This is a genomic window from Streptomyces sp. NPDC031426 (assembly GCF_055581585.1).
Window position 1 is genome coordinate 1 of sequence record NZ_JBVIJE010000005.1, and the last position, 19,388, is coordinate 19,388.

Sequence of the window (19,388 nt, forward strand, 5' to 3'; positions counted from 1 at the left end):
CTTCCGCCGTGACGACGACCGTGGCGGCTACGGTGGTCGGCGCGATGACCACCGGGGTGACCGTGGTGGTTTCCGTCGTGACGACCGTCGTGATGACAGGCGTGACGACCGCCGTGACGACCGTCGTGATGACAGGCGTGACGACCGCCGTGACGATCGCCGTGATGAGCGGCGCGACGACCGGGGTGGGTTCCGGCGTGACGACCGTGGCGGCTATGGCCGTAGGGACGATCGTCGTGAGGGTGACCGGGGTTCGCGTCCGGCGTTCCAGCGGGACGACCGTGACCGTGGGCCGCGTCGGGACGACCGCCGTGACGACCGCGGGTTCCGTCGCGACGACCGCGGTGGCGACCGCCCCTCCTTCCGCCGTGACGACGACCGCGGTGGCGACCGCCCCTCCTTCCGCCGTGACGACGACCGCGGCGGCTACGGCCGGCGCGAAGACACCCGCGGCGACCGTGGCTTCCGGCGCGACGACCGGGGCGAGCGCGGTGACCGCGGTGGGTTCCGCGGCCGGGACGACCGCGGTGGCCGTGGGCCCCGTCGGGACGACCGTGGTGGGCGACCCGGTGGCTTCCGGGGGCGTGACGACCGGCGTGATGACCGGCGTGATGACCGCCGGGGCGGCGGCCGCTTCCGCGACGAGCGTGACCGCGACCGGGACCGTGAGCCGATCAAGCGGCTGCCGATCCCGGAGGACGTCACCGGTGACGAGATCGACAAGGACGTGCGGCAGGAGCTCCAGAGCCTGCCCAAGACGCTCGCGGACGACGTCGCCAAGAACCTGGTGATGGTCGCCCGGCTCATCGACGAGGACCCCGAGGGCGCCTACGCCTACTCCAGGGTGGCCCTGCGGCTGGCGTCCCGTGTGGCCGCCGTACGCGAGGCCGCCGGGTTCGCGGCGTACGCCAACCAGAAGTACAGCGAGGCCCTCGCCGAGTTCCGGGCCGCGCGGCGGATGACCGGCACCGTGGACCTGTGGCCGGTGATGGCCGACTGCGAGCGCGGGCTCGGGCGGCCGGAGAAGGCGCTGGACATGGCCGGTGCCCCGGAGGTGCACAAGCTGGACAAGGCCGGTCAGGTCGAGATGCGGCTCGTCGCGGCCGGCGCCCGGCGTGACATGGGCCAGCTGGACGCGGCCATCGTGACCCTGCAGAGCCCGGAGCTCGCCTCCAACTCGATCCAGCCGTGGACCGCCCGCCTGCGGTACGCCTACGCCGACGCCCTCCTGGCCGCCGGCCGGGAAGGCGAGGCGCGCGAGTGGTTCGCGAAGGCCGTGGAGGCCGACCGGGACGGCAGCACGGACGCCTCCGACCGGCTTGCCGAGCTGGACGGAGTGGAGTTCGTCGACGCTCTGGACGAGAGCGAGAGCGAGGGCGAGCCGGAGAAGCCGTCGCAGGAGGACGGCGACGAGGACTGACGGCAGTCACGAGAAACGGCAGTCACTGAAGGAGGGCAGGTTCCTGGTGGAACCTGCCCCCCTTCGTGTTCCCGGACGCGGAAGCGCTCAGATCTCCAGCGCCCGCAGTACCAGCCCCGACGCCGGCTTCGGGCCGAACGACGTCGACTTGCGGGGCATCGTCACACCCTGGCGGGCCAGCTCACGGACGACCTCCTCGCGGACCGGGTGCATCAGGACGGCCGTACCGCCGTCGTGTTCCGCCTTGGCGACCGTCGCGGCCGTGTCGTGGATGTAGGCGATGTGGGCCGGGGAGTCCTCGGGGATGTGCCAGACATGGTCGAGGAGCGCGGCGTGCAGGACCGTGGCGTCCAGGGAGCGCCAGGCCGGCGGGCGGTCGGCCGGGATCGTCCGGGCCAGCAGGTCCGGGTCCGGGCGGTCGAGGAGGTGGAAGGCGCCGTCGCCGGCCAGCAGGAAGGCGTTGCCCGCGCAGGACGCGTCCGCCAGGGCCTCCAGGGCCTCGGGGAGCGGCACGTCCAGGTGCTGCACCCGGAACAGGCCCTGCACCGCCGCGAGCGCGTCCGCGACCGGCAGGCGGTGCAGCAGGCGGTGGATGGCGCGGACGCGCAACGGGTAGCGGGCGGTGTCGACGAGCAGGACCAGTCCGTGGTCCCAGGGGCTGGGGGAGGGGTGCTCGGCGCGCAGCCGCAGATAGGTGGCCCAGCGGTGGTGGCCGTCGGCGATCAGGGCCTGCTGGTGGGCGAGGTCGGACTGGATGCGGGCCACGTCGGCGGGGTCGGTGACGGACCAGAGGCGGTGGCGGTAGCCGTCCTCGGTGGTCGTGGCGAGCAGCGGGGGCTTCTCCGCCGTGCGCTCGACGACCTCGGCCGCCGTACCGTCGCCGCGGTAGGTCAGCAGCAGCGGCTCCAGGTTCGCGCGCGTGGCCCGCATCAGGGCCGCGCGGTCGGCGACCACGGGCGGCATGACGTCCTCGTGCGGCAGCACCACGCCCTCGGCCGGCTCCGAGACCCGCAGCGCGCCGATGACACCGCGCTGGAGCATGCCGCTCTCGTCCCGCTGCTCGTAGACGTACAGGCCGGGCTCGGGGTCCGCGGTGAGGACGCCCTCGTCCAGCCAGCGGCGCAGGGTGTCGGCCGCCTGCTCGGTGCGGGCGCTCGGGGTGCCGGCCTGGGGCAGGATCAGCCGGACGATGTTGTACGGGTCCGCGGACTGGAGGTGGTGCACCCCATCGGGGCGTACGACGACGTCGTACGGCGGGGAGGTGACGGAGGCGAGGCTGCCGACCCGGTCGGGGTCGTAGCGAAGGCCGCGGAACGGGGTGAGTTCCAGGCCCTGGCGCGCCGTTGCTTCCGAGTGACCTGCAGTGTTCATCCCGGCATCGTACGTGTGTCAGTGGCGTGCGGGATGATCGGGGGAAAGACGGTCGAACGAGGAGCGATGTGGAATGAGCCAGGCGGTCAGGACGAGCCCCGAGGGCAGTGGGCAGCCCCTGAGCGAGGCGTACGACACGGCGCTGCTCGATCTGGACGGGGTGGTGTACGCGGGCGGGAGCGCGATCCGGCACGCGGTGGACTCGCTGGCGGTGGCGCGCTCCGGCGGGATGCATCTGGCGTACGTCACCAACAACGCGCTGCGGACCCCGGACGCGGTGGCCGAGCATCTGACGGAGCTCGGGATACCGACGGGCGCCGACGACGTCATCACCTCCGCGCAGGCGGTCGCGCGGCTGATCAGCGAGCAGGTGCCGGCCGGGGCGCGGGTACTGGTGATCGGCGGCGAGGGGCTGCGGGTGGCGCTGCGCGAGCGGGGCCTTGTGCCCGTGGAGTCGGCGGACGACGATCCGGCGGCGGTCGTGCAGGGGTACGGCGGCCCCGATCTGACCTGGGGCCGGTTCGCGGAGGCGTCGTACGCGGTCGCGCGCGGGGTGCCGTGGTTCGCGTCCAACACGGACCTGACGATTCCCAGCGGGCGGGGCATCGCGCCGGGCAACGGGGCGGCTGTGGAGGTCGTCCGGATCGCGACGGGCAAGGAGCCGCAGGTGGCGGGCAAGCCGCTGCCGCCGATGCACCGGGAGACGATCATCCGGACCGGCGCGAAGCGCCCGCTGGTGGTCGGGGACCGGCTGGACACGGACATCGAGGGCGCGATCAACGGCGGGGTGGACTCGCTGCTGGTGCTGACCGGCGTCACCGACGGCGCCCGGCTGCTCGCCGCGCCGCCGCGGCACCGGCCGACGTATGTGGACGCCGATCTGCGCGGGCTGCTCACCGGGCAGCCGGAGGTCAGCGCGTCGGCGGAGGGCTTCCGGTGCGGTGGCTGGACGGCGACGGCCGGGGCGGACCGGCTGGAGCTGGAGGGCGACGGGGAGTCGCTGGACGGGCTGCGGGCGCTGTGCGCGGCGGCCTGGACGGCGGGAGGCGACGGCTCCTGCGAGCTGGACGGGGGGAAGGCGCTGGCTCGGCTCGGGCTGTGAGAGGGGTCCGGGCGGACCGTGATGTATCCGCACCCGGGGATCGAGATCGGTAGCGAGGGTAGGCTAACCTAACCTCGTGTTGGTCGACAGTCCTCCGGAACAGCGCGCGGAGACCGCCCCCGCGCCCCCAACCCCCCGGGCGGCAAGGGCTCTTGGGCTCCTGCTCTCCGCCGCGATCCTGGTGCTCGTCGCCCTGGCGAGCATCGCGATCGGGGCGAAATCGCTGTCACTGGACCAGGTCTGGCACGGCCTGTTCCACGACACGGGGACGTACGGCGACGTCGTCGTGGACGAGCGGATCGCGCGCACGGTCCTGGGGCTGCTCGCCGGTGCCGCGCTCGGTCTCGCGGGCGCGGTGCTGCAGGCGCTCACCCGCAATCCGCTGGCCGACCCGGGGCTGCTCGGCATCAACGCGGGCGCTTCGGCCGCCGTGGTCACGGCCATCACCTGTTTCGGCGTCACCGGCCTCACCGGCTATGTGTGGTTCGCCTTCCTCGGGGCGGCGGCGGTCGGCGCGCTGGTGTGGTTCCTCGGCGGCAGCCGGGGCGCGACCCCGGTGCGGCTCGCGCTCGCCGGCACGGCGATCAGCGCCGCCCTGTACGGCTATCTCCAGGCCGCGATGATCCTGGACGACGCGGCGCTCGCAAGGATGCGCTTCTGGACCGTGGGTTCGCTGGCCTCGGCCACCGACTCGACCATCCTGCAGGTGCTGCCGTTCCTCGCGGCCGGCATGGTCCTCGCGCTCGCCCTGGCCCGGCCGCTGAACGCCGTGGCGATGGGCGACGACACCGCCCGCGCCCTCGGCGCCGGCCTGGGCCGCACCCGCGCCCTGGCCATGCTGGCCGCCACCGTCCTGTGCGGCGCCGCGACCGCCGCCTGCGGCCCGATCGTGTTCGTCGGCCTGATGGTGCCGCACGTCGTGCGCTCCTTCACCGGCCCCGATCTGCGCTGGATCCTGCCGTACGCCACGGTCCTGTCGCCCGTGCTGCTGCTCGGCGCCGATGTCGTCGGCCGGGTCGTGGCCCGTCCCTCGGAACTCCAGGTCGGCATCGTCACCGCGATCATCGGCGGCCCGGTCTTCATCTTTCTCGTACGCCGGCGGAGGACGGCCCAGCTGTGAAGACCCGATCCATGAACCGGGCCGTCCGCACTCCAGGCGGGCTCTCCCTGCGCCTGGACCCGCGGGCCGTGCTCGTCGTCGTCCTGCTGCTGGCCGCCGCCTGTGCGGCGGGCGTCGCGCTGATCGGCACGGGCGACGCCGAGATCCCGGCGGCCGACGTGCTTCGGACCCTCACCGGGAACGGCAACGCGTACCAGGACTTCATCGTCGACGAACTGCGGCTGCCGCGCGTCCTCGTCGGCCTGCTGGTCGGCGCCTCGCTGGGGCTCGGCGGCGCGCTGTTCCAGTCCGTCTCCCGCAACCCGCTCGGCAGCCCGGACGTGCTGGGCCTCTCCCAGGGCTCGACGGCCGGCGCATTGGTCGTCATCGTGCTGCTGTCCGGCAGCACCACGCAGGTCACCGTCGGCGCGCTGATCGGCGGCCTGGTGACCGGGCTCGCCATCCATCTGCTCGCCTGGAAGCAGGGCGTGCACGGATACCGGCTGGTCCTGGTCGGCATCGGTGTGTCCGCTATCGCCACCGCGGTCAACGGCTATCTGCTCACCAAGGCCGACCTGGTCGACGCGGCCCGTGCGGTGGTGTGGATGACCGGCTCGCTGGGCGGCCGGGACTGGGACCAGGTCTGGCCGCTGCTCGCGCTGTGCGCCGTCCTCGTCCCGCTGGTCCTCGTCAACGCGCGCGGCCTGAGGATGATGGAGATGGGCGACGATGTCGCGAACGCCCTCGGCGTGCGCGTGCAGCGGGTCCGGCTGGTGCTGATGGTCTCCGCCGTACTGCTCACCGCGGCCGCCACGGCCGCCGCCGGACCCGTCAGCTTCGTCGCGCTCACCGCGCCGCAGCTGGCCCGGCGTCTGACCCGCTCGCCCGGCCCGAACCTGGTGCCCTCCCTCTGCATGGGCGCCGCGCTGCTGGTCACCGCCGACTGGGCCGCGCAGCGCGCCTTCGGCGCCGACCAGTTGCCCGTGGGAGTGGTCACCGGCGTCCTCGGCGGCGCCTATCTGCTGTGGCTGCTGGTCACCGAGCGCAGAGCGGGCCGGATATGAGCGGCACCGACACGAACACGACGAGGAGCACTGTGAACCGCCTGTCCGCCGAGAACGTCACCCTCGCCTACGACCAGCGCGTCATCGCCGAGCAGCTGTCCGTGGAGATCCCGGACAACTCCTTCACGGTGATCGTCGGCCCGAACGCGTGCGGCAAGTCGACGCTGCTGCGGGCGCTTTCGCGGATGCTCAGGCCGAGCCAGGGCCGGGTGCTGCTCGACGGGCAGGTCATCCAGTCGATGCCCGCCAAGAAGGTCGCCCGGACCCTCGGTCTGCTGCCGCAGTCGTCCATCGCGCCCGACGGCATCACGGTCGCCGACCTCGTCGGCCGGGGCCGCTACCCGCACCAGGGCCTGCTGCGCCAGTGGTCGGCTCAGGACGAGCGGGTCGTACAGGAGTCCATGCGGCAGACCGGGGTCGCCGAGCTGGCCGACCGGTACGTCGACGAGCTGTCCGGCGGGCAGCGCCAGCGGGTGTGGATCGCCATGGCGCTGGCCCAGCAGACCCCGCTGCTGCTCCTGGACGAGCCGACCACCTACCTCGACATCCAGCACCAGATCGACGTCCTCGACCTGTGCGCGGAGCTGCACGAGACCCAGGGCCGCACCCTGGTCGCCGTCCTGCACGACCTCAACCACGCCGCCCGCTACGCCACGCACCTCATCGCCCTGCGCGGCGGCGAGGTGATCGCCGAGGGTTCCCCGGGCGACATCGTCACCGCCGAGCTGGTGGAGCAGGTGTTCGGGCTGCGGTGTCAGGTCATCGACGACCCGGAGACGGGGACGCCTCTGGTGGTACCGGCAGCCCGAAAGGCACGGGTCGCGGCAGCCTCCTGACTCACAGCAGCTTCCTGAGCCGGAACAGATCCAGCAGGCTCGCCTCCAGCCGCACCCGGCCCTTGCCCCAGGCGGTCGCGAAGTTCAGCCGGCCGTCCACGAGGGCCACCAGGTCGTCCCCGGCCATGGCGAGCCTGATCTGGGCCTTCTCCCGCGGCGGGCCGGAGTGCGTCTCGTCCACCTCGATCCGCCCGCCGGTCATCCGGCCGGCGAAGGTGACGTCCAGGTCGGTGATGTGACAGCTCACCGAGCGGTCCAGGGCGGTGGCCGCCCGGACATCGCCCTCGGCGCCCTGCATGTTGTCCGAAAGCTTTCCCAGTGCGGCGCGGCACTCCTCGATCGTGGCCATCGCCCCCGACGGTACCCCAGCGGTTCGGGGTAGCGTCGGGGCATGAGCGACTCGGTTCCGGAGACGGAGATCCAGCGGGATTCGGTGCAGGTGGCGGTGGAGGCACCGGACGCGTACGACCCTGCCGCGCCCGCCCCCCTGAACGTCCCGCGCACCCCCACCGGCAACGCCGAGGTCGACGCCCAACTGGAGCGGCTGGGTGACGCCGACCACCTCGCCACCGACGGGCACGTCGAGGTGTACGAGGATGTACATCGGGGGCTGCGCGACGCGCTCACCGCGCTCGACGCCCGGCCGGGACCTCCGGCGCCCTCACCGCCGTACCCGAAGGCGCCCTCACCGCCGTACCACCAGAGCAGGAGCTGAACCGAACGTGGCAGGAGTCGCACGCCGCCGTCTGGACGCGGAGCTGGTCCGCCGGAAGCTCGCGCGCTCGCGTGAGCACGCCAGCCAGCTGATCGCCGCCGGGCGGGTCACCGTCGGCAAGGCCGTGGCGACCAAGCCGGCCACCCAGGTGGAGACGGCCGCCGCGATCGTCGTCCAGTCCGACGACAGCGACCCCGACTACGTCTCCCGCGGTGGGCACAAGCTCGCGGGCGCGCTGGAGGCCTTCGTACCGCAGGGGCTCGTGGTCGAGGGCCGGCGCGCGCTGGACGCCGGCGCGTCCACCGGCGGCTTCACCGACGTCCTGCTGCGCGCGGGTGCCGCGCAGGTGGTCGCCGTGGACGTCGGATACGGACAGCTCGCCTGGTCTCTCCAGAACGATGAACGCGTCATCGTCAAGGACCGTACGAACGTACGCGAGTTGACGCTCGAGGCGATCGATGGGGAACCTGTGGATCTTGTCGTGGGTGATCTGTCCTTCATCCCGCTCGGACTGGTGCTGCCGGCCCTGAAGCGGTGCGTGAAGCCGGACGCCGACCTGGTGATGATGGTCAAGCCGCAGTTCGAGGTGGGCAAGGAGCGGCTCGGCAGCGGGGGTGTCGTACGGAGTCCGCAACTGCGGGCGGAGGCCGTGCGGGGAGTGGCCGAGAAGGCCTGGGAGCTGGGGCTCGGGGTGCAGGGAGTCACCGCCAGTCCGCTGCCCGGCCCCTCGGGGAACGTCGAGTACTTTCTCTGGCTGCGGTCGGGGGCACCCGAGGTGGACCCGGCCGACGTAGACCGTGCAGTGGCGGAGGGGCCGCGTTGACACAGAACCTGGCGCGTACTGTTTTCCTGCTCGCCCACACCGGGCGGCCCGCGGCGATCCGCAGTGCGGAACTCGTCGTCAAGGGCCTGCTGCGGCATGGCATCGGGGTGCGGGTGCTGGAGGAGGAGGCGTGCGACCTGCCGCTCCCGGATCAGGTGCAACTGGTCAAGGAGGCGACTCCGCAGTGCCTCGACGGGTGCGAGCTGCTGATCGTGCTCGGCGGTGACGGCACGCTGCTGCGCGGGGCCGAGTTCGCCCGGGCGTCCGGGGTGCCGATGCTCGGCGTCAACCTCGGACGGGTGGGGTTCCTCGCGGAGGCCGAGCGCGACGACCTCGATCGGGTGGTCGACCGGGTGGTGGCACGGTCCTACGAGGTCGAGGAGCGGATGACCGTCGACGTCGTCGTGCACCGCAACGGGGACATCGTGCACACGGACTGGGCGCTGAACGAGGCGGCCGTGCAGAAGGCCGGCGCCGAGAAGCTGCTGGAAGTCGTGCTGGAGATCGACGGACGGCCGGTGACGGGGTTCGGGTGCGACGGAGTTGTGCTGTCCACCCCGACCGGGTCCACCGCCTATGCCTTCTCCGCCGGCGGGCCTGTGGTGTGGCCCGAGGTGGAGGCGCTGCTGATGGTGCCGATCAGCGCGCACGCGCTGTTCGCCAAGCCGCTGGTGACCTCGCCGGATTCGGTGCTCGCGGTGGAGGTCCTGCCGCACATCCCTCCGGGGGTTCTGTGGTGCGACGGGCGGCGGACCGTCGAGTTGCCGCCGGGGGCACGGGTGGAGGTGCGGCGGGGGGCGGTGCCGGTACGGCTCGCTCGGTTGCATCACTCTTCGTTCACGGATCGGCTGGTTGCGAAGTTTGCGTTGCCGACGACCGGATGGCGGGGCGCGCCGCACCACTCGGCGGAGTGAGAAAGGCGGCCTGTGTGCACTCCGCGCCCCAGACCTCGTATGGTCTGTTCCGTGTTGGAGGAGATGCGGATACGGTCGCTCGGGGTCATCGACGATGCCGTCGTCGAGCTGTCGCCGGGGTTCACCGCCGTCACCGGTGAGACGGGTGCGGGCAAGACCATGGTGGTCACCAGCCTGGGGCTGCTGCTCGGTGGGCGGGCGGACCCGGCGCTCGTGCGGATCGGGGCCGAGAAGGCGGTCGTGGAGGGGCGGGTCACCGTTTCCGCGGACGCCTCCGCCGTCGTGCGCGCCGAGGAGGCCGGGGCCGAGCTGGACGACGGGTCCCTGCTGATCAGCCGTACCGTTTCCGCCGAGGGGCGCTCCCGGGCCCATCTGGGCGGGCGTTCGGTGCCGGTCGGGCTGCTCGCCGAGCTGGCCGACGACCTGGTGGCCGTGCACGGGCAGACCGACCAGCAGGGGCTGCTGAAGCTGTCCCGGCAGCGGCAGGCGCTCGACCGGTACGCCGGGGACGCGGTCGCCGTACCGCTCGCCAAGTACACCGAGGCCTACCGGCGGCTGCGGGCCGTCTCCGCCGAGCTGGAGGAGATCACCACGCGCGCGCGTGAGCGGGCGCAGGAAGCCGACATGCTGCGGTACGGGCTGGAGGAGATCGCCGCCGTCGAGCCGCGTGCAGGAGAGGACGTCGAGCTCGCCGAGGAGGCCGAGCGGCTGGGGCACGCGGAGGCGCTGTCGTCCGCCGCGACGGCCGCGCACGCCGCTCTCGCGGGCAATCCCGAGGACCCCGAGGGGATCGACGCCTCCACGCTCGTCGCGGGCGCCCATCGCGCGCTGGAGGCCGTCAGGTCCCACGACCCGGCGCTGGCGTCCCTCGCCGACCGGATCGGGGAGATCGGCATCCTGCTCGGTGACGTGGCCGGTGAGCTGGCGGGGTACGCCGACGACCTGGACGCCGATCCGCTCCGGCTGGCGGCCGTGGAGGAGCGGCGGGCCGCGCTGACCGCGCTGACCCGCAAGTACGGCGACGACGTGAACGCCGTCCTGGCCTGGGCCGAGCGGAGTGCCGCACGCCTGACCGAGCTGGACGGCGACGACGAGCGGCTCGAGGAGCTGACCGCCGAGCGGGACGCGCTCCGTGTCGAACTGGGTGGCCTGGCACAGGCGTTGACGGACGCGCGGACGGAGGCCGCCGAGCGGTTCGCCGCCGCCGTGACGGCCGAGCTGGCCTCGCTGGCGATGCCGCACGCGCGCGTGTCCTTCGACATCCGGCAGACCGAGGACCCGGAGGGTGTCGAGGTCGGGGGGCGCACGGTCGGGTACGGGCCGTCGGGCGTGGACGAGGTCGAGCTGCTGCTCGCCCCGCACCCGGGCGCCCCGCCGCGCCCCATCGCCAAGGGCGCGTCCGGCGGTGAGCTGTCCCGCGTGATGCTCGCCGTGGAGGTCGTCTTCGCGGGTACCGACCCCGTGCCGACGTACCTCTTCGACGAGGTCGACGCGGGTGTCGGCGGCAAGGCCGCGGTGGAGATCGGGCGCCGGCTGGCCAAGCTCGCCAAGACCGCGCAGGTCGTGGTGGTCACCCACCTGCCCCAGGTGGCCGCCTTCGCCGACCGGCAGCTGCTGGTCGAGAAGACCAACGACGGCTCGGTCACCCGCTCCGGCGTCAAGGTCCTGGAGGGCGAGGAGCGCGTCCGCGAACTCTCCCGGATGCTGGCCGGTCAGGAGGACTCCGAGACGGCCCGCGCCCACGCGGAGGAACTGCTCGCGACGGCCAGGGCGGACCTGTAGCCGGGTTCGGGTTCCAGGGTGGCGGGATGATCGCCAAGCGCACGTCCCGCTCCCTCCTGCTGTCCGCCGCGCTCACCCGGGCCGGCTTGGCCCTGCTGCGCGAGGCCGCGCCGGGCGGGCGGGAGCTTTGGCAGCGGAAGAACCACGCCGGGCGCACCGTCGAGCTGTACGCCGGGCCCGCCGCGGTGCTCGGCGCGGCCGTCGCCGCCGCGCGGGTGCGTCCCGAGGCCGGGCTCGCCGTGCTCGCCGCCGGGGTCTGCGGGGCGTACGACGATGTCGCCGGGGACGACCGGCGGGGATTCCGGGCGCATCTGCGGGCGCTGCGGGACGGCGAGCTCACCAGCGGGGCCGTGAAGTTGTTCGGGATCTCGGCTGCCGGGCTGGTCGCGGGGGCGGCGCTGAAGGAGCGGGTGCTGGACAAGGTGCTCGCCGGGGTCGTGATCGCCGGTACCGCGCACTTGGTGAACCTCGTCGACGTACGGCCGGGGCGGGCCGCCGGTGCCGTGCTCGCGCTCGGCGCGCCGGGGCTGCTGCGGAAGGGGCCCGGGGCCGAGCTGTCGGCCGTCGCGATGGGCGGCGCCGCTGCTGTCCTGCCCGACGACCTCGCAGAGCGCGTGATGATCGGGGACACGGGGGCGCACGCGCCCGGCGCCGCTCTGGGGGCGGCCGCGGTGGCGGGCAACCGGCGCGCGGGACTGCTCGCGCACGCCGTCGCGGTCGTCGTCGCCGCCGTGCACGGGGATCGGGTGAGTGCGTGGGCGCGGCCGCGGTGAGCCTCTGACCTTGTCGGACGCGGTCGCACGGCGTTCGGTCGTGCGGCGGTGTTCCTCACTCGTGTGGGTGACATGCTCCGGCGCATTGCCCCCGGCCCGCCGCCGGGTGCGCCCTCTGGGTTTCCCGTAACCGCCGTTCCCCCTGGCATGCTTGAGGGCACACGGTCCGCGCGGGAGGCGCGCGGGGTATGTCCTTCCGCCCCCCAGAGCCCGCTACGTTCTGTACGTTTCCTCGTGACCGCCCACGCCGAACCAGGAGTCCCGGCCACGTGAGCCCCCTGAGCAGCAACGCACCGCGCGGCCAGTCGCCGCTGCGCACCGTGCAGGTGCTGGGCGGAGGCAATGCCGGCAGCAGCGCGCATGTGCGCTCGCTGGCCGAGGGGCTCGTCGCGAGGGGCGTACGGGTCACGGTGTGCGCCCCTGTCGAGGCCGACCGCGCCTACGACTTCACCGGCGCCGGTGCCGAGCACGTGCACGTGCCGCGCAGCAGCGATCCCGTCTCGGTGGCCGCGCTGCGGACCGCCTGCGCCAACGCCGACCTGGTGCACGCGCACGGCCTGCACGCCTCCTTCCGGGCCGTCCTGGCGCTCAGCGGCCGGCGCACCCCGCTGGTGGTCACCTGGCACAACCGGGCCCAGGCGGAGGGGCCGCGGGCGCATCTGCTGCGGCTGCTGGAGCGGCGGGTGGTGCGCACGGCGGCCGTGGTCCTCGGCACCAGCTCCGACCTGGTGGACCGGGCCCGGGACACGGGGGCGCGGGACGCCCGGCTCGCCGCCGTCGGCCTGCCGGGGCAGCGGCGGCCCGTCGCGCTGGACGACCCCGACCGGCTGCGCCCCAAGGTCCGGGCCGAACTCGGCGCCATCGGACGCCCGTTGCTCATCGCGGTCGGCTCCCTCGACCAGCGCCGCGGCTACGACCTCCTGCTCGACGCGGCCCGCGCCTGGCGGGACCTTGACCCCGTGCCGCTGGTCGTCATCGCCGGGGAGGGGCCGCTGCGGGCGGCGCTGCAGCGGCGGATCGAGGACGAGGGGCTGCCGGTGCGGCTCATCGGGACCCGCGAGGACGTGCCCGAGCTGCTGACCGCCGCCGATCTGGCGCTGCTGACGAGCAGTTGGGAGTCGAGGTCCGTCCTCGCCCAGGAGGCCCTCTACGCGCGCGTGCCGCTCGTCGCGACCCGGGTCGGCGGCATCCCCGACCTCGTCGGCGACGCGGCCGAACTCGTCCCCTACGGCGACCCGGATGCGCTCGCGTCCACCGTCGTACGCCTCCTCGCGGACCCGGAGCGCCGGGAGGAGCTGCGGGAGCGCGGGGTGCGGCAGGCCGCCGGCTGGCCGACCGAGGACGAGACGGTCGCCCAAGTGCTCAGCGTCTACGACGAGTTGACGCAGCCCCGGCCACTCGCTTAGGGGCGGCGCGACCGTGGGTCTGCGACTCGACGCGGTCGCGGCCTACGGGTTCCAGCAGTACCTCACCGAGAAGCAGACCCTCGAAGAGACCGACGACCCGATCGACGACCTGCGCCGGCCCTGGGACCTGCACGTGGGCTTCGGCCTTTCCCGGCCGGGCTGCTACGTACTGACGTACGGCGAGGGGCGTCACCGCGGGGACTTTCCGGCAGGGCTGGAGACCATTGCGATACTGCGCCGGAACATCGCCCGGGTGGCCGCCGCCGGCCGGCTTCGCATGAGTGTGGAGCGCGCGACTCAGCTCATGCACGCCAACGGGGTCGGACTCGTGCTGTCACTGATCTCGGCCCCGCCGCCCGAGCGGGATCCCGAACTGCCGGCAGTTGTCCTGGAACACGTACTGCGAACGATCACGACGACGGGTGACGTCGGGCCCGAGGCGCCGACGGGCGTCGTGAGCCGGGCCGCGGCGCTGCGCGAGGCCCTGCGCGACAGCGGAACCACGGCCCTGACGCAGTCCGAGCGTGCGCTGCCGGCCGAGTGGCTCGATCACCTCGCCGACACCGGCGAGCCGGGTCCTGCCGACCGAGAAGCACCCGCCCGAAGGGATGATCGCGATGCCCATGGATGACCAGGTGGCTCCGACGGCCGTGCGGGAAGCGGGGCGGTCGGCCGGGCAGCTGATCGGCGCTGCCGTCGCGGTGGTGGACGGGACCGGGACGGTGGTCGGCTGGACGCAGGCCGCTCAGCGACTCGTCGGCTTCTCCGCCGCGGAGGTGGTCGGCCGCCCCGCCGTACAGGTGCTGGCGGCGCCCGAGGACGGCGTGAAGGCGCCGAACGACGCCCGACGGCGGCCACCGGAACGGACTCGCGGTCCGGCCGGAACTCACCGTGGCAGGAGGCATCCTCGGCCGTGCACGCTCAGGAGACGTGCCGGCGGGCCCGCAGGGCCAGGCTCAACGCCAGGACCGTCTGCGGGTCGTCGAGGTCGGTGCCCAGCAACTCCCCGATGCGGGCGAGCCGGTTGTACAGGGTCTGCCGGTTGAGGTGCAGCTCGCGCGCTGTTTCCGCCTTGCGCCCGGCGTGCGCCAGATAGGTCTGCAGGGTCGGCAGCAGCGGGGGCCTGGACCGGTTGTCGTGGTCGCGCAGCGGGCCGATCGCCCGGTCCACGAACGCGGCGAGGTCCGGATGGTCGCGCAGCCGCCACAGCAGCAGGTCGATGTCGAGGCGGCGGGCGTCGTACCAGGGGCGGTCCGTGAGGCCCTGCGCCGCCGCCGCCGTCTCCGCCGCATGTCTGAGCCCCGCCGACGCGGCCGCCCAGCCGCCCGCCACGCCGACCACCACGACCGGCGGCGGCGAGCCCGGCCGGCGCATCCCGGCCCGCTCCACGCCCGCCCTGAGCGCCGCCGCCACCCGGTCGGCGACCGCCGAACGCTCCGACTCCGAGCGCAGCCCCAGCAGCACCAGCACCCGGCCCTCCACCGGCCGTACGCCCAGCAGCACCGGCACGCCCACCGCGGCCAGCTCCTCGGAGACCGCCCGCGCCAGCACCGCCCAGCCACCGCCGGGGGAGAGGCTGTCCCCGAGCCGCATCACCACCGGCAGCAGCGGGCTGTCGCCGGGCTTGAAGCCGAGGACCCGGGCCTGCGCCGGGGCGTCCTCCGCGGTGATCCGGCCCTCGGCGAGATCGGTGAGGAAGTCACCGCGCCCCCGTGCCGCCAGCTCCTCCTCCTGCCGGGCCTGCATCAGCACCACGGCCAGGATGCCCGCGGCCCGCTCGGCGGCGATCCGGTGCACCGGGGCGAGCGGTGCGCGGACCGGCAGCAGGACCAGGCGGGCGCGCACCGAGCCCGCCGTACCGGGGCCGCCGCCGGGCACGTCCACCAGCACGGAACCGGCGGGCGGCGGCGCGTCCTTGTGCGGGCCGCGCAGCCCCTCCCACACCTGCAGCGGGTCCGCGCCCTCGGGCCCCTCCCCGGCCGCGTACAGCAGCCGGCCGTCGGCCGTCTCCAGGAACACCGGGTTGCCGCTGAAGTCCGCCAGGATGCCCAGCACCTGCGGCACCCCGCCGCCGCCCAGCAGCGCCTCCGTGCAGCGCCGGTGCACCTCCTCGGCCCGCTGGAGCAGGGCGTAGTGGCCGTTGACGATCTCGGTGTGGATCTCCTCGGTCACCGTCACGAACGGCACCTCGCGGTGCAGCTGGACCAGCGGCAGCCCGGCGGCGCGTGCGGTGTCCACCAGGGCCGCGGGCAGCCGGCTGAAGCGCGGGCCCAGCTCCACCACCAGGGCGGCGATCCCGCGCTCGGCCAGCGTGCGCACGAACGCCCGCTGCTCGGCCGGGCGGGTGCCGAGGCCGTAGCCGGTGGTGAGCAGCAGCTCGCCGCCCTTGAGCAGCGAGGCGATGTTCGGTACCTCGCCCGCGTGCACCCAGCGCACCGTGCGACCCAGCCGGTCGGCACCCGCCAGGATCTCCGGCAGCCCGCTGCGCAGCCCCGGCAGTTCCAGCGCCCGCTGAACGGTGATCCCGGCGCCCTGGGTGTCGAATCGGTTGTCCGTACGGCTGTCCATGCAGCGGACGCTACCTGCGTAAACGCCCTCGGGACAGCTCCCTGTCAGATGGGCTTGATGTTGTGGTTGAAGCGGAAGACGTTGTCGGGATCCCAGCGCCGCTTGATCTTCTCCAGCCGCAGCAGATTCCCGGCGCCCAGGCCCGCCCGGACGCGCTCGGGGCCCTCGTCGCCGACGAGGTCGAGGCAGACGGCACCGGAGCTCCAGGGCCGTATCTCGGCGCACGCCTCCCGCACCCAGTCCGCCGCCCGCTCGTCGTCGGCCGGGTCCGCCCAGCAGGCGAAGGGGTGCACCAGCCAGGACGTGTCCCGGTACGGCACCGGGTAGGCGCGGGGACCGGCGGCGATGGCACCGCCCAACGGGACGAGCATGTGCCGGCTGCCGTTCGACCCGGGCATGCCGTCCGCGCGGGCGCGGAAGAGGCCCACCAGCTCGTCGGGGAGGTCCGTCAGGCACTCGGCCGAGCAGTGGTTCCGGAGGCCGCAGGGGGGCTCCAGCAGGCACTGCACATCCGCGTACGGCAGGGCGCCGAGCACCTCCGTCTCGTGCGGCAGCGCCAGCAGCGGCTCGGCGAGCTTGCGCAGGCCGGCCTCGCTGCCCACGTATGTCAGCAGGGCGGCGCACAGCAGCCCGAACTCCGCCGGCGGACCGGTCAGGTACAGCACGGCGCCGCCCACCTCGTCCGGACCGGTGCGGATGATCTCGCGGAAGGTGCGGACCACGTCCGGGCCGGACTCGGACCGGCACAGCAGCAGCGCCACCGAGAACTCCGGCATCTCGTGCAGCTCCAGGGTGAGCGCGGTGGCGATGCCGAAGTTGCCGCCGGCGCCGTGCAGCCCCCAGAACAGTTCGGGGTTCTCGTCGGCGTTGGCGTGCACCCGCTCGGCGTCGGCGGTCACCAGCTCCACGCCGATGAGGTTGTCGACGGCGAGGCCGAAGGCGCGGTCCAGCCAGCCGGTGCCGCCGCCGAGCACGAAGCCGCCGACACCGGTGTCCGGAGCCCGGGCGCCGGGGGCCGCGAGGCGGCAGGGCTGGGTCGCCCGGTCCAGGTCGCCCGTCGTGGCCCCGCCCTCGACCCGGACCGCCTCGGCCGCCGGGTCGACGGTCACCTCGTGCATCCGGCGCAGATCCACGACGAGCGCGCCGTCGGCCCGGGCGCCCGCCAGTCCCTGCCCGCCGCCACGGACGGCGATGTGCAGATCCAGATCGCGCGCGAAGCGCACGGCGCGGACGACATCGGTCACGTTCGCGCACTGGGCGATCACTGCTGGGCGCCGGTCGATCATCGCGTTGAAGACCGTACGGGCGTCGTCGTAGCCCGCGTCCCCCGGGGCGACGACGTCACCGGCCAGATCCTCACGCAGCGCGGCGAGGGCGGCGTGCGCCTTGGAACGGGAAGCCATGGCAGCCCCCTTCCGGACAGGGTGCTGCTGTTCAGCCTAGGCGCCGCTCAGCCGCCGTACGCCCCGGACGCCGTCAGCCGCAGCGCCGTGTCGATCAACGGCACATGGCTGAACGCCTGCGGGAAGTTGCCCACCTGGCGTTGCAGCCGCGGGTCCCACTCCTCGGCCAGCAGACCGAGGTCGTTGCGCAGGGCGAGGAGCCGCTCGAACAGCTTGCGGGCCTCGTCGACGCGGCCGATCATCGCCAGGTCGTCCGCCATCCAGAACGAGCAGGCCAGGAAGGCGCCCTCGTCGCCCGGCAGGCCGTCGACGCCCGCGTGGGCGCCTTCCGTCGGGTACCGCAGGATGAACCCGTCCGGGGTCGACAGCTCGCGCTGGATCGCCTCGATCGTGCCGATCACCCGCTTGTCGTCCGGTGGCAGGAAGCCCATCTGCGGGATCAGCAGCAGCGAGGCGTCCAACTCCTGGGAGCCGTAGGACTGGGTGAAGGTGTTGCGCTCCTTGTCGTAGCCCTTCTCGCAGACGTCCCGGTGGATGTCGTCGCGCAGTTCCTTCCAGCGCTCCAGCGGGCCGTCCGCGTCCCCGGACTCGATCAGCTTGATGGTGCGGTCCACCGCGACCCAGGCCATCACCTTGGAGTGCACGAAGTGCCGGCGGGGGCCGCGCACCTCCCAGATCCCCTCGTCCGGCTCCTGCCAGTGGTCCTCCAGATAGCGGATCAGCTTCAGCTGGAGCAGGGCGGCGTAGTCGTTGCGGGCCAGGCCCGTCATGTGCGCCAGGTGCAGGGCCTCGGTGACCTCGCCGTACACGTCCAGCTGGAGCTGGTGCGCGGCGCCGTTGCCCACCCGGACCGGGGCCGAGTTCTCGTAGCCGGGCAGCCAGTCCAGCTCGGCCTCGCCCAGCTCGCGCTCGCCGGCGATGCCGTACATGATCTGCAGGTTGTCCGGGTCACCCGCGACCGCGCGCAGCAGCCACTCGCGCCAGGCGCGGGCCTCCTCGCGGTAGCCGGTGCGCAGCAGGGAGGACAGGGTGATCGCGGCGTCGCGGAGCCAGGTGTAGCGGTAGTCCCAGTTGCGGACCCCGCCGATGTCCTCGGGGAGCGAGGTCGTCGGGGCCGCGACGATGCCGCCCGTGGGGGCGTACGTCAGGGCCTTCAGGGTGATCAGGGAGCGGATCACCGCCTCGCGGTACGGCCCGTGGTACGTGCAGTGCTCGACCCACTCGCGCCAGAACTCCTCCGTCGCCTCCAGAGAGGCCTCCGGCTCCGGCAGCGGCGGCGGCTCCTTGTGCGAGGGCTGCCACGAGATGGTGAACGCGATCCGGTCACCCGGGGCGACCGTGAAGTCGGCGTACGTCGTCAGCGACTTTCCGTAGGTCTCGGCCTCCGTGTCGAACCACACCGAGTCCGGCCCGGCGACCGCCACCGTACGGCCCTCGTGCTTGTGCACCCAGGGGATGACCCGGCCGTAGGAGAACCGCATCCGCAGCGCGGAGCGCATCGGCACCCGGCCGGTGACGCCCTCCACGATCCGGATCAGCTGCGGCGCACCCTCACGTGGGGGCATGAAATCGGTCACGCGCACCGTGCCGCGCGGGGTGTCCCACTCAGATTCCAGGACCAGCGAGTCGCCCCGGTAGCTCCGCCGGGCGGCCGTGGGCGGCGGGCAGTCGGCGGCGTGGGCCGGCCCGAGCCGCCAGAAGCCGTGCTCCTCGGTGCCCAGCAGACCGGCGAAGATGGCATGCGAGTCGAAGCGGGGCAGGCACAGCCAGTCCACCGTGCCATCCCGGCAGACCAGGGCTGCGGTCTGCATGTCTCCGATGAGTGCGTAGTCTTCGATGCGCCCGGCCACGTGCAACTCCAGTCGAACGGCCACGTCACCCCCGCACACGGGGGCTGTCGCTAGTGCGGTCAAGGGTCGTTGTTATGCGTCGTTGAGCGGTGAAGCAAAGCAGCCCGCCGATCCCTAGGGCAACACGACAGTCTTTGCTCAACGAACTGCCGCGCTCACGTTGTTCCGGGTGGTGCAGGCGGGGGTGTGCCGTCGTTCCGGCCGGGCTCGGCAGAGAGTGTCCGAGCAGGATACGACGCACGTAGATGATCTGCGCGCCGCT

General features: G+C 73.5%; 17 protein-coding genes and 1 pseudogene. 13 read left to right on the forward strand and 5 right to left on the reverse strand.

Translation table 11 applies throughout. From position 1 onward, the window contains the following. The first annotated feature begins 727 nt into the window (after positions 1–727). Entirely contained in the window at positions 728–1,420 is a 693-nt protein-coding gene (locus ACZ5NH_RS10705; protein WP_468774888.1) for a tetratricopeptide repeat protein, read from the forward strand. A gap of 87 nt (positions 1,421–1,507) precedes the next feature. Here ACZ5NH_RS10705 and ACZ5NH_RS10710 read toward each other — a convergent pair whose 3' ends face one another. Beyond that, positions 1,508–2,791: a DUF1015 domain-containing protein gene (locus tag ACZ5NH_RS10710; protein ID WP_388636774.1), complete on the reverse strand. Its 1,284-nt coding sequence runs from the start codon at positions 2,789–2,791 to the stop codon at positions 1,508–1,510. A gap of 73 nt (positions 2,792–2,864) precedes the next feature. Between ACZ5NH_RS10710 and ACZ5NH_RS10715 the strand changes: the two genes are divergently transcribed. The 4 genes from ACZ5NH_RS10715 (at position 2,865) to ACZ5NH_RS10730 (ending at position 6,892) form a co-directional block, all read left to right on the forward strand. Beyond that, complete coding sequence (locus ACZ5NH_RS10715; protein WP_468774253.1) at positions 2,865–3,893, forward strand: HAD-IIA family hydrolase; 1,029 nt, start codon at positions 2,865–2,867, stop codon at positions 3,891–3,893. A 76-nt stretch (positions 3,894–3,969) separates the two neighbouring features. Beyond that, entirely contained in the window at positions 3,970–5,013 is a 1,044-nt protein-coding gene (locus tag ACZ5NH_RS10720; RefSeq protein ID WP_468774255.1) for a FecCD family ABC transporter permease, read from the forward strand. A gap of 11 nt (positions 5,014–5,024) precedes the next feature. Further along, positions 5,025–6,056, forward strand: coding sequence for a FecCD family ABC transporter permease (locus ACZ5NH_RS10725; protein WP_468774890.1), 1,032 nt, complete (start codon positions 5,025–5,027; stop codon positions 6,054–6,056). Then, the gene (locus ACZ5NH_RS10730) at positions 6,053–6,892 is read left to right on the forward strand and encodes an ABC transporter ATP-binding protein (protein WP_388636782.1); all 840 of its coding nucleotides are present in this window, start codon (positions 6,053–6,055) and stop codon (positions 6,890–6,892) included. Before ACZ5NH_RS10725 ends, ACZ5NH_RS10730 begins: the two co-directional genes overlap by 4 nt. A 1-nt stretch (position 6,893) precedes the next feature. Here ACZ5NH_RS10730 and ACZ5NH_RS10735 read toward each other — a convergent pair whose 3' ends face one another. Continuing rightward, entirely contained in the window at positions 6,894–7,241 is a 348-nt protein-coding gene (locus tag ACZ5NH_RS10735; protein WP_468774257.1) for a sterol-binding protein, read from the reverse strand. Positions 7,242–7,283: 42 nt separating this feature from the next. On the opposite strand from ACZ5NH_RS10735, the gene ACZ5NH_RS10740 reads away from it, so the two are divergent. The 8 genes and pseudogenes from ACZ5NH_RS10740 to ACZ5NH_RS10775 all read left to right on the forward strand — a co-directional run. After that, positions 7,284–7,607 (forward strand): hypothetical protein, encoded by a 324-nt coding sequence (locus ACZ5NH_RS10740; RefSeq protein ID WP_468774259.1) that lies wholly within the window; start codon positions 7,284–7,286, stop codon positions 7,605–7,607. A gap of 7 nt (positions 7,608–7,614) precedes the next feature. Continuing rightward, a complete protein-coding gene (locus tag ACZ5NH_RS10745) occupies positions 7,615–8,430 on the forward strand; it encodes a TlyA family RNA methyltransferase (RefSeq protein WP_468774261.1) in 816 nt (271 codons plus the stop codon). Then, complete coding sequence (locus ACZ5NH_RS10750) at positions 8,427–9,344, forward strand: NAD kinase (protein ID WP_388636794.1); 918 nt, start codon at positions 8,427–8,429, stop codon at positions 9,342–9,344. The genes ACZ5NH_RS10745 and ACZ5NH_RS10750 overlap by 4 nt, the downstream gene beginning before the upstream one ends. A gap of 39 nt (positions 9,345–9,383) precedes the next feature. Next, positions 9,384–11,126, forward strand: a complete 1,743-nt coding sequence (gene recN / locus ACZ5NH_RS10755) for a DNA repair protein RecN (RefSeq protein WP_468774263.1) — start codon at positions 9,384–9,386, stop codon at positions 11,124–11,126. A 26-nt stretch (positions 11,127–11,152) separates the two neighbouring features. Beyond that, entirely contained in the window at positions 11,153–11,899 is a 747-nt protein-coding gene (locus ACZ5NH_RS10760) for a hypothetical protein (RefSeq protein WP_468774265.1), read from the forward strand. A gap of 269 nt (positions 11,900–12,168) precedes the next feature. Then, positions 12,169–13,305 carry a glycosyltransferase family 4 protein gene (locus tag ACZ5NH_RS10765; protein WP_468774267.1) on the forward strand — a complete coding sequence of 379 codons (1,137 nt, stop codon included), beginning with the start codon at positions 12,169–12,171 and terminating at the stop codon, positions 13,303–13,305. 13 nt (positions 13,306–13,318) lie between these two features. Beyond that, positions 13,319–13,936 (forward strand): TetR family transcriptional regulator, encoded by a 618-nt coding sequence (locus ACZ5NH_RS10770; protein WP_468774269.1) that lies wholly within the window; start codon positions 13,319–13,321, stop codon positions 13,934–13,936. After that, positions 13,929–14,165: pseudogene (locus ACZ5NH_RS10775) on the forward strand (PAS domain-containing protein); the annotation flags it as partial. The gene ACZ5NH_RS10770 and the pseudogene ACZ5NH_RS10775, both read left to right, overlap by 8 nt. A 61-nt stretch (positions 14,166–14,226) precedes the next feature. On the opposite strand, the gene ACZ5NH_RS10780 reads toward ACZ5NH_RS10775, so the two are convergent. From ACZ5NH_RS10780 to ACZ5NH_RS10790, 3 genes are read right to left on the reverse strand one after another with little or no spacing between them, the layout of a single operon-like run. Beyond that, positions 14,227–15,873, reverse strand: a complete 1,647-nt coding sequence (locus ACZ5NH_RS10780) for a PucR family transcriptional regulator (protein ID WP_388636813.1) — start codon at positions 15,871–15,873, stop codon at positions 14,227–14,229. Between the two features lie 44 nt (positions 15,874–15,917). Next, on the reverse strand, positions 15,918–17,276 hold the full coding sequence (locus tag ACZ5NH_RS10785) for an FAD-binding oxidoreductase (RefSeq protein WP_468774271.1): 1,359 nt from the start codon (positions 17,274–17,276) through the stop codon (positions 15,918–15,920). Positions 17,277–17,323: 47 nt separating this feature from the next. Next, a complete protein-coding gene (locus ACZ5NH_RS10790) occupies positions 17,324–19,126 on the reverse strand; it encodes a glycoside hydrolase family 15 protein (RefSeq protein ID WP_468774892.1) in 1,803 nt (600 codons plus the stop codon). Positions 19,127–19,388 lie beyond the last annotated feature (262 nt).

Bases quoted from the DNA above. Each gene is read 5' to 3' on its own strand.
- ACZ5NH_RS10710 (WP_388636774.1), bottom strand. From the start codon at position 2,791: ATGAACACTGCAGGTCACTCGGAAGCAACGGCGCGCCAGGGCCTGGAA.
- ACZ5NH_RS10715 (WP_468774253.1), top strand. From the start codon at position 2,865: ATGAGCCAGGCGGTCAGGACGAGCCCCGAGGGCAGTGGGCAGCCCCTG.
- ACZ5NH_RS10725 (WP_468774890.1), top strand. From the start codon at position 5,025: ATGAACCGGGCCGTCCGCACTCCAGGCGGGCTCTCCCTGCGCCTGGAC.
- ACZ5NH_RS10730 (WP_388636782.1), top strand. From the start codon at position 6,053: ATGAGCGGCACCGACACGAACACGACGAGGAGCACTGTGAACCGCCTG.
- ACZ5NH_RS10735 (WP_468774257.1), bottom strand. From the start codon at position 7,241: ATGGCCACGATCGAGGAGTGCCGCGCCGCACTGGGAAAGCTTTCGGAC.
- ACZ5NH_RS10740 (WP_468774259.1), top strand. From the start codon at position 7,284: ATGAGCGACTCGGTTCCGGAGACGGAGATCCAGCGGGATTCGGTGCAG.
- recN (WP_468774263.1), top strand. From the start codon at position 9,384: ATGGTCTGTTCCGTGTTGGAGGAGATGCGGATACGGTCGCTCGGGGTC.
- ACZ5NH_RS10760 (WP_468774265.1), top strand. From the start codon at position 11,153: ATGATCGCCAAGCGCACGTCCCGCTCCCTCCTGCTGTCCGCCGCGCTC.
- ACZ5NH_RS10780 (WP_388636813.1), bottom strand. From the start codon at position 15,873: ATGGACAGCCGTACGGACAACCGATTCGACACCCAGGGCGCCGGGATC.
- ACZ5NH_RS10785 (WP_468774271.1), bottom strand. From the start codon at position 17,276: ATGGCTTCCCGTTCCAAGGCGCACGCCGCCCTCGCCGCGCTGCGTGAG.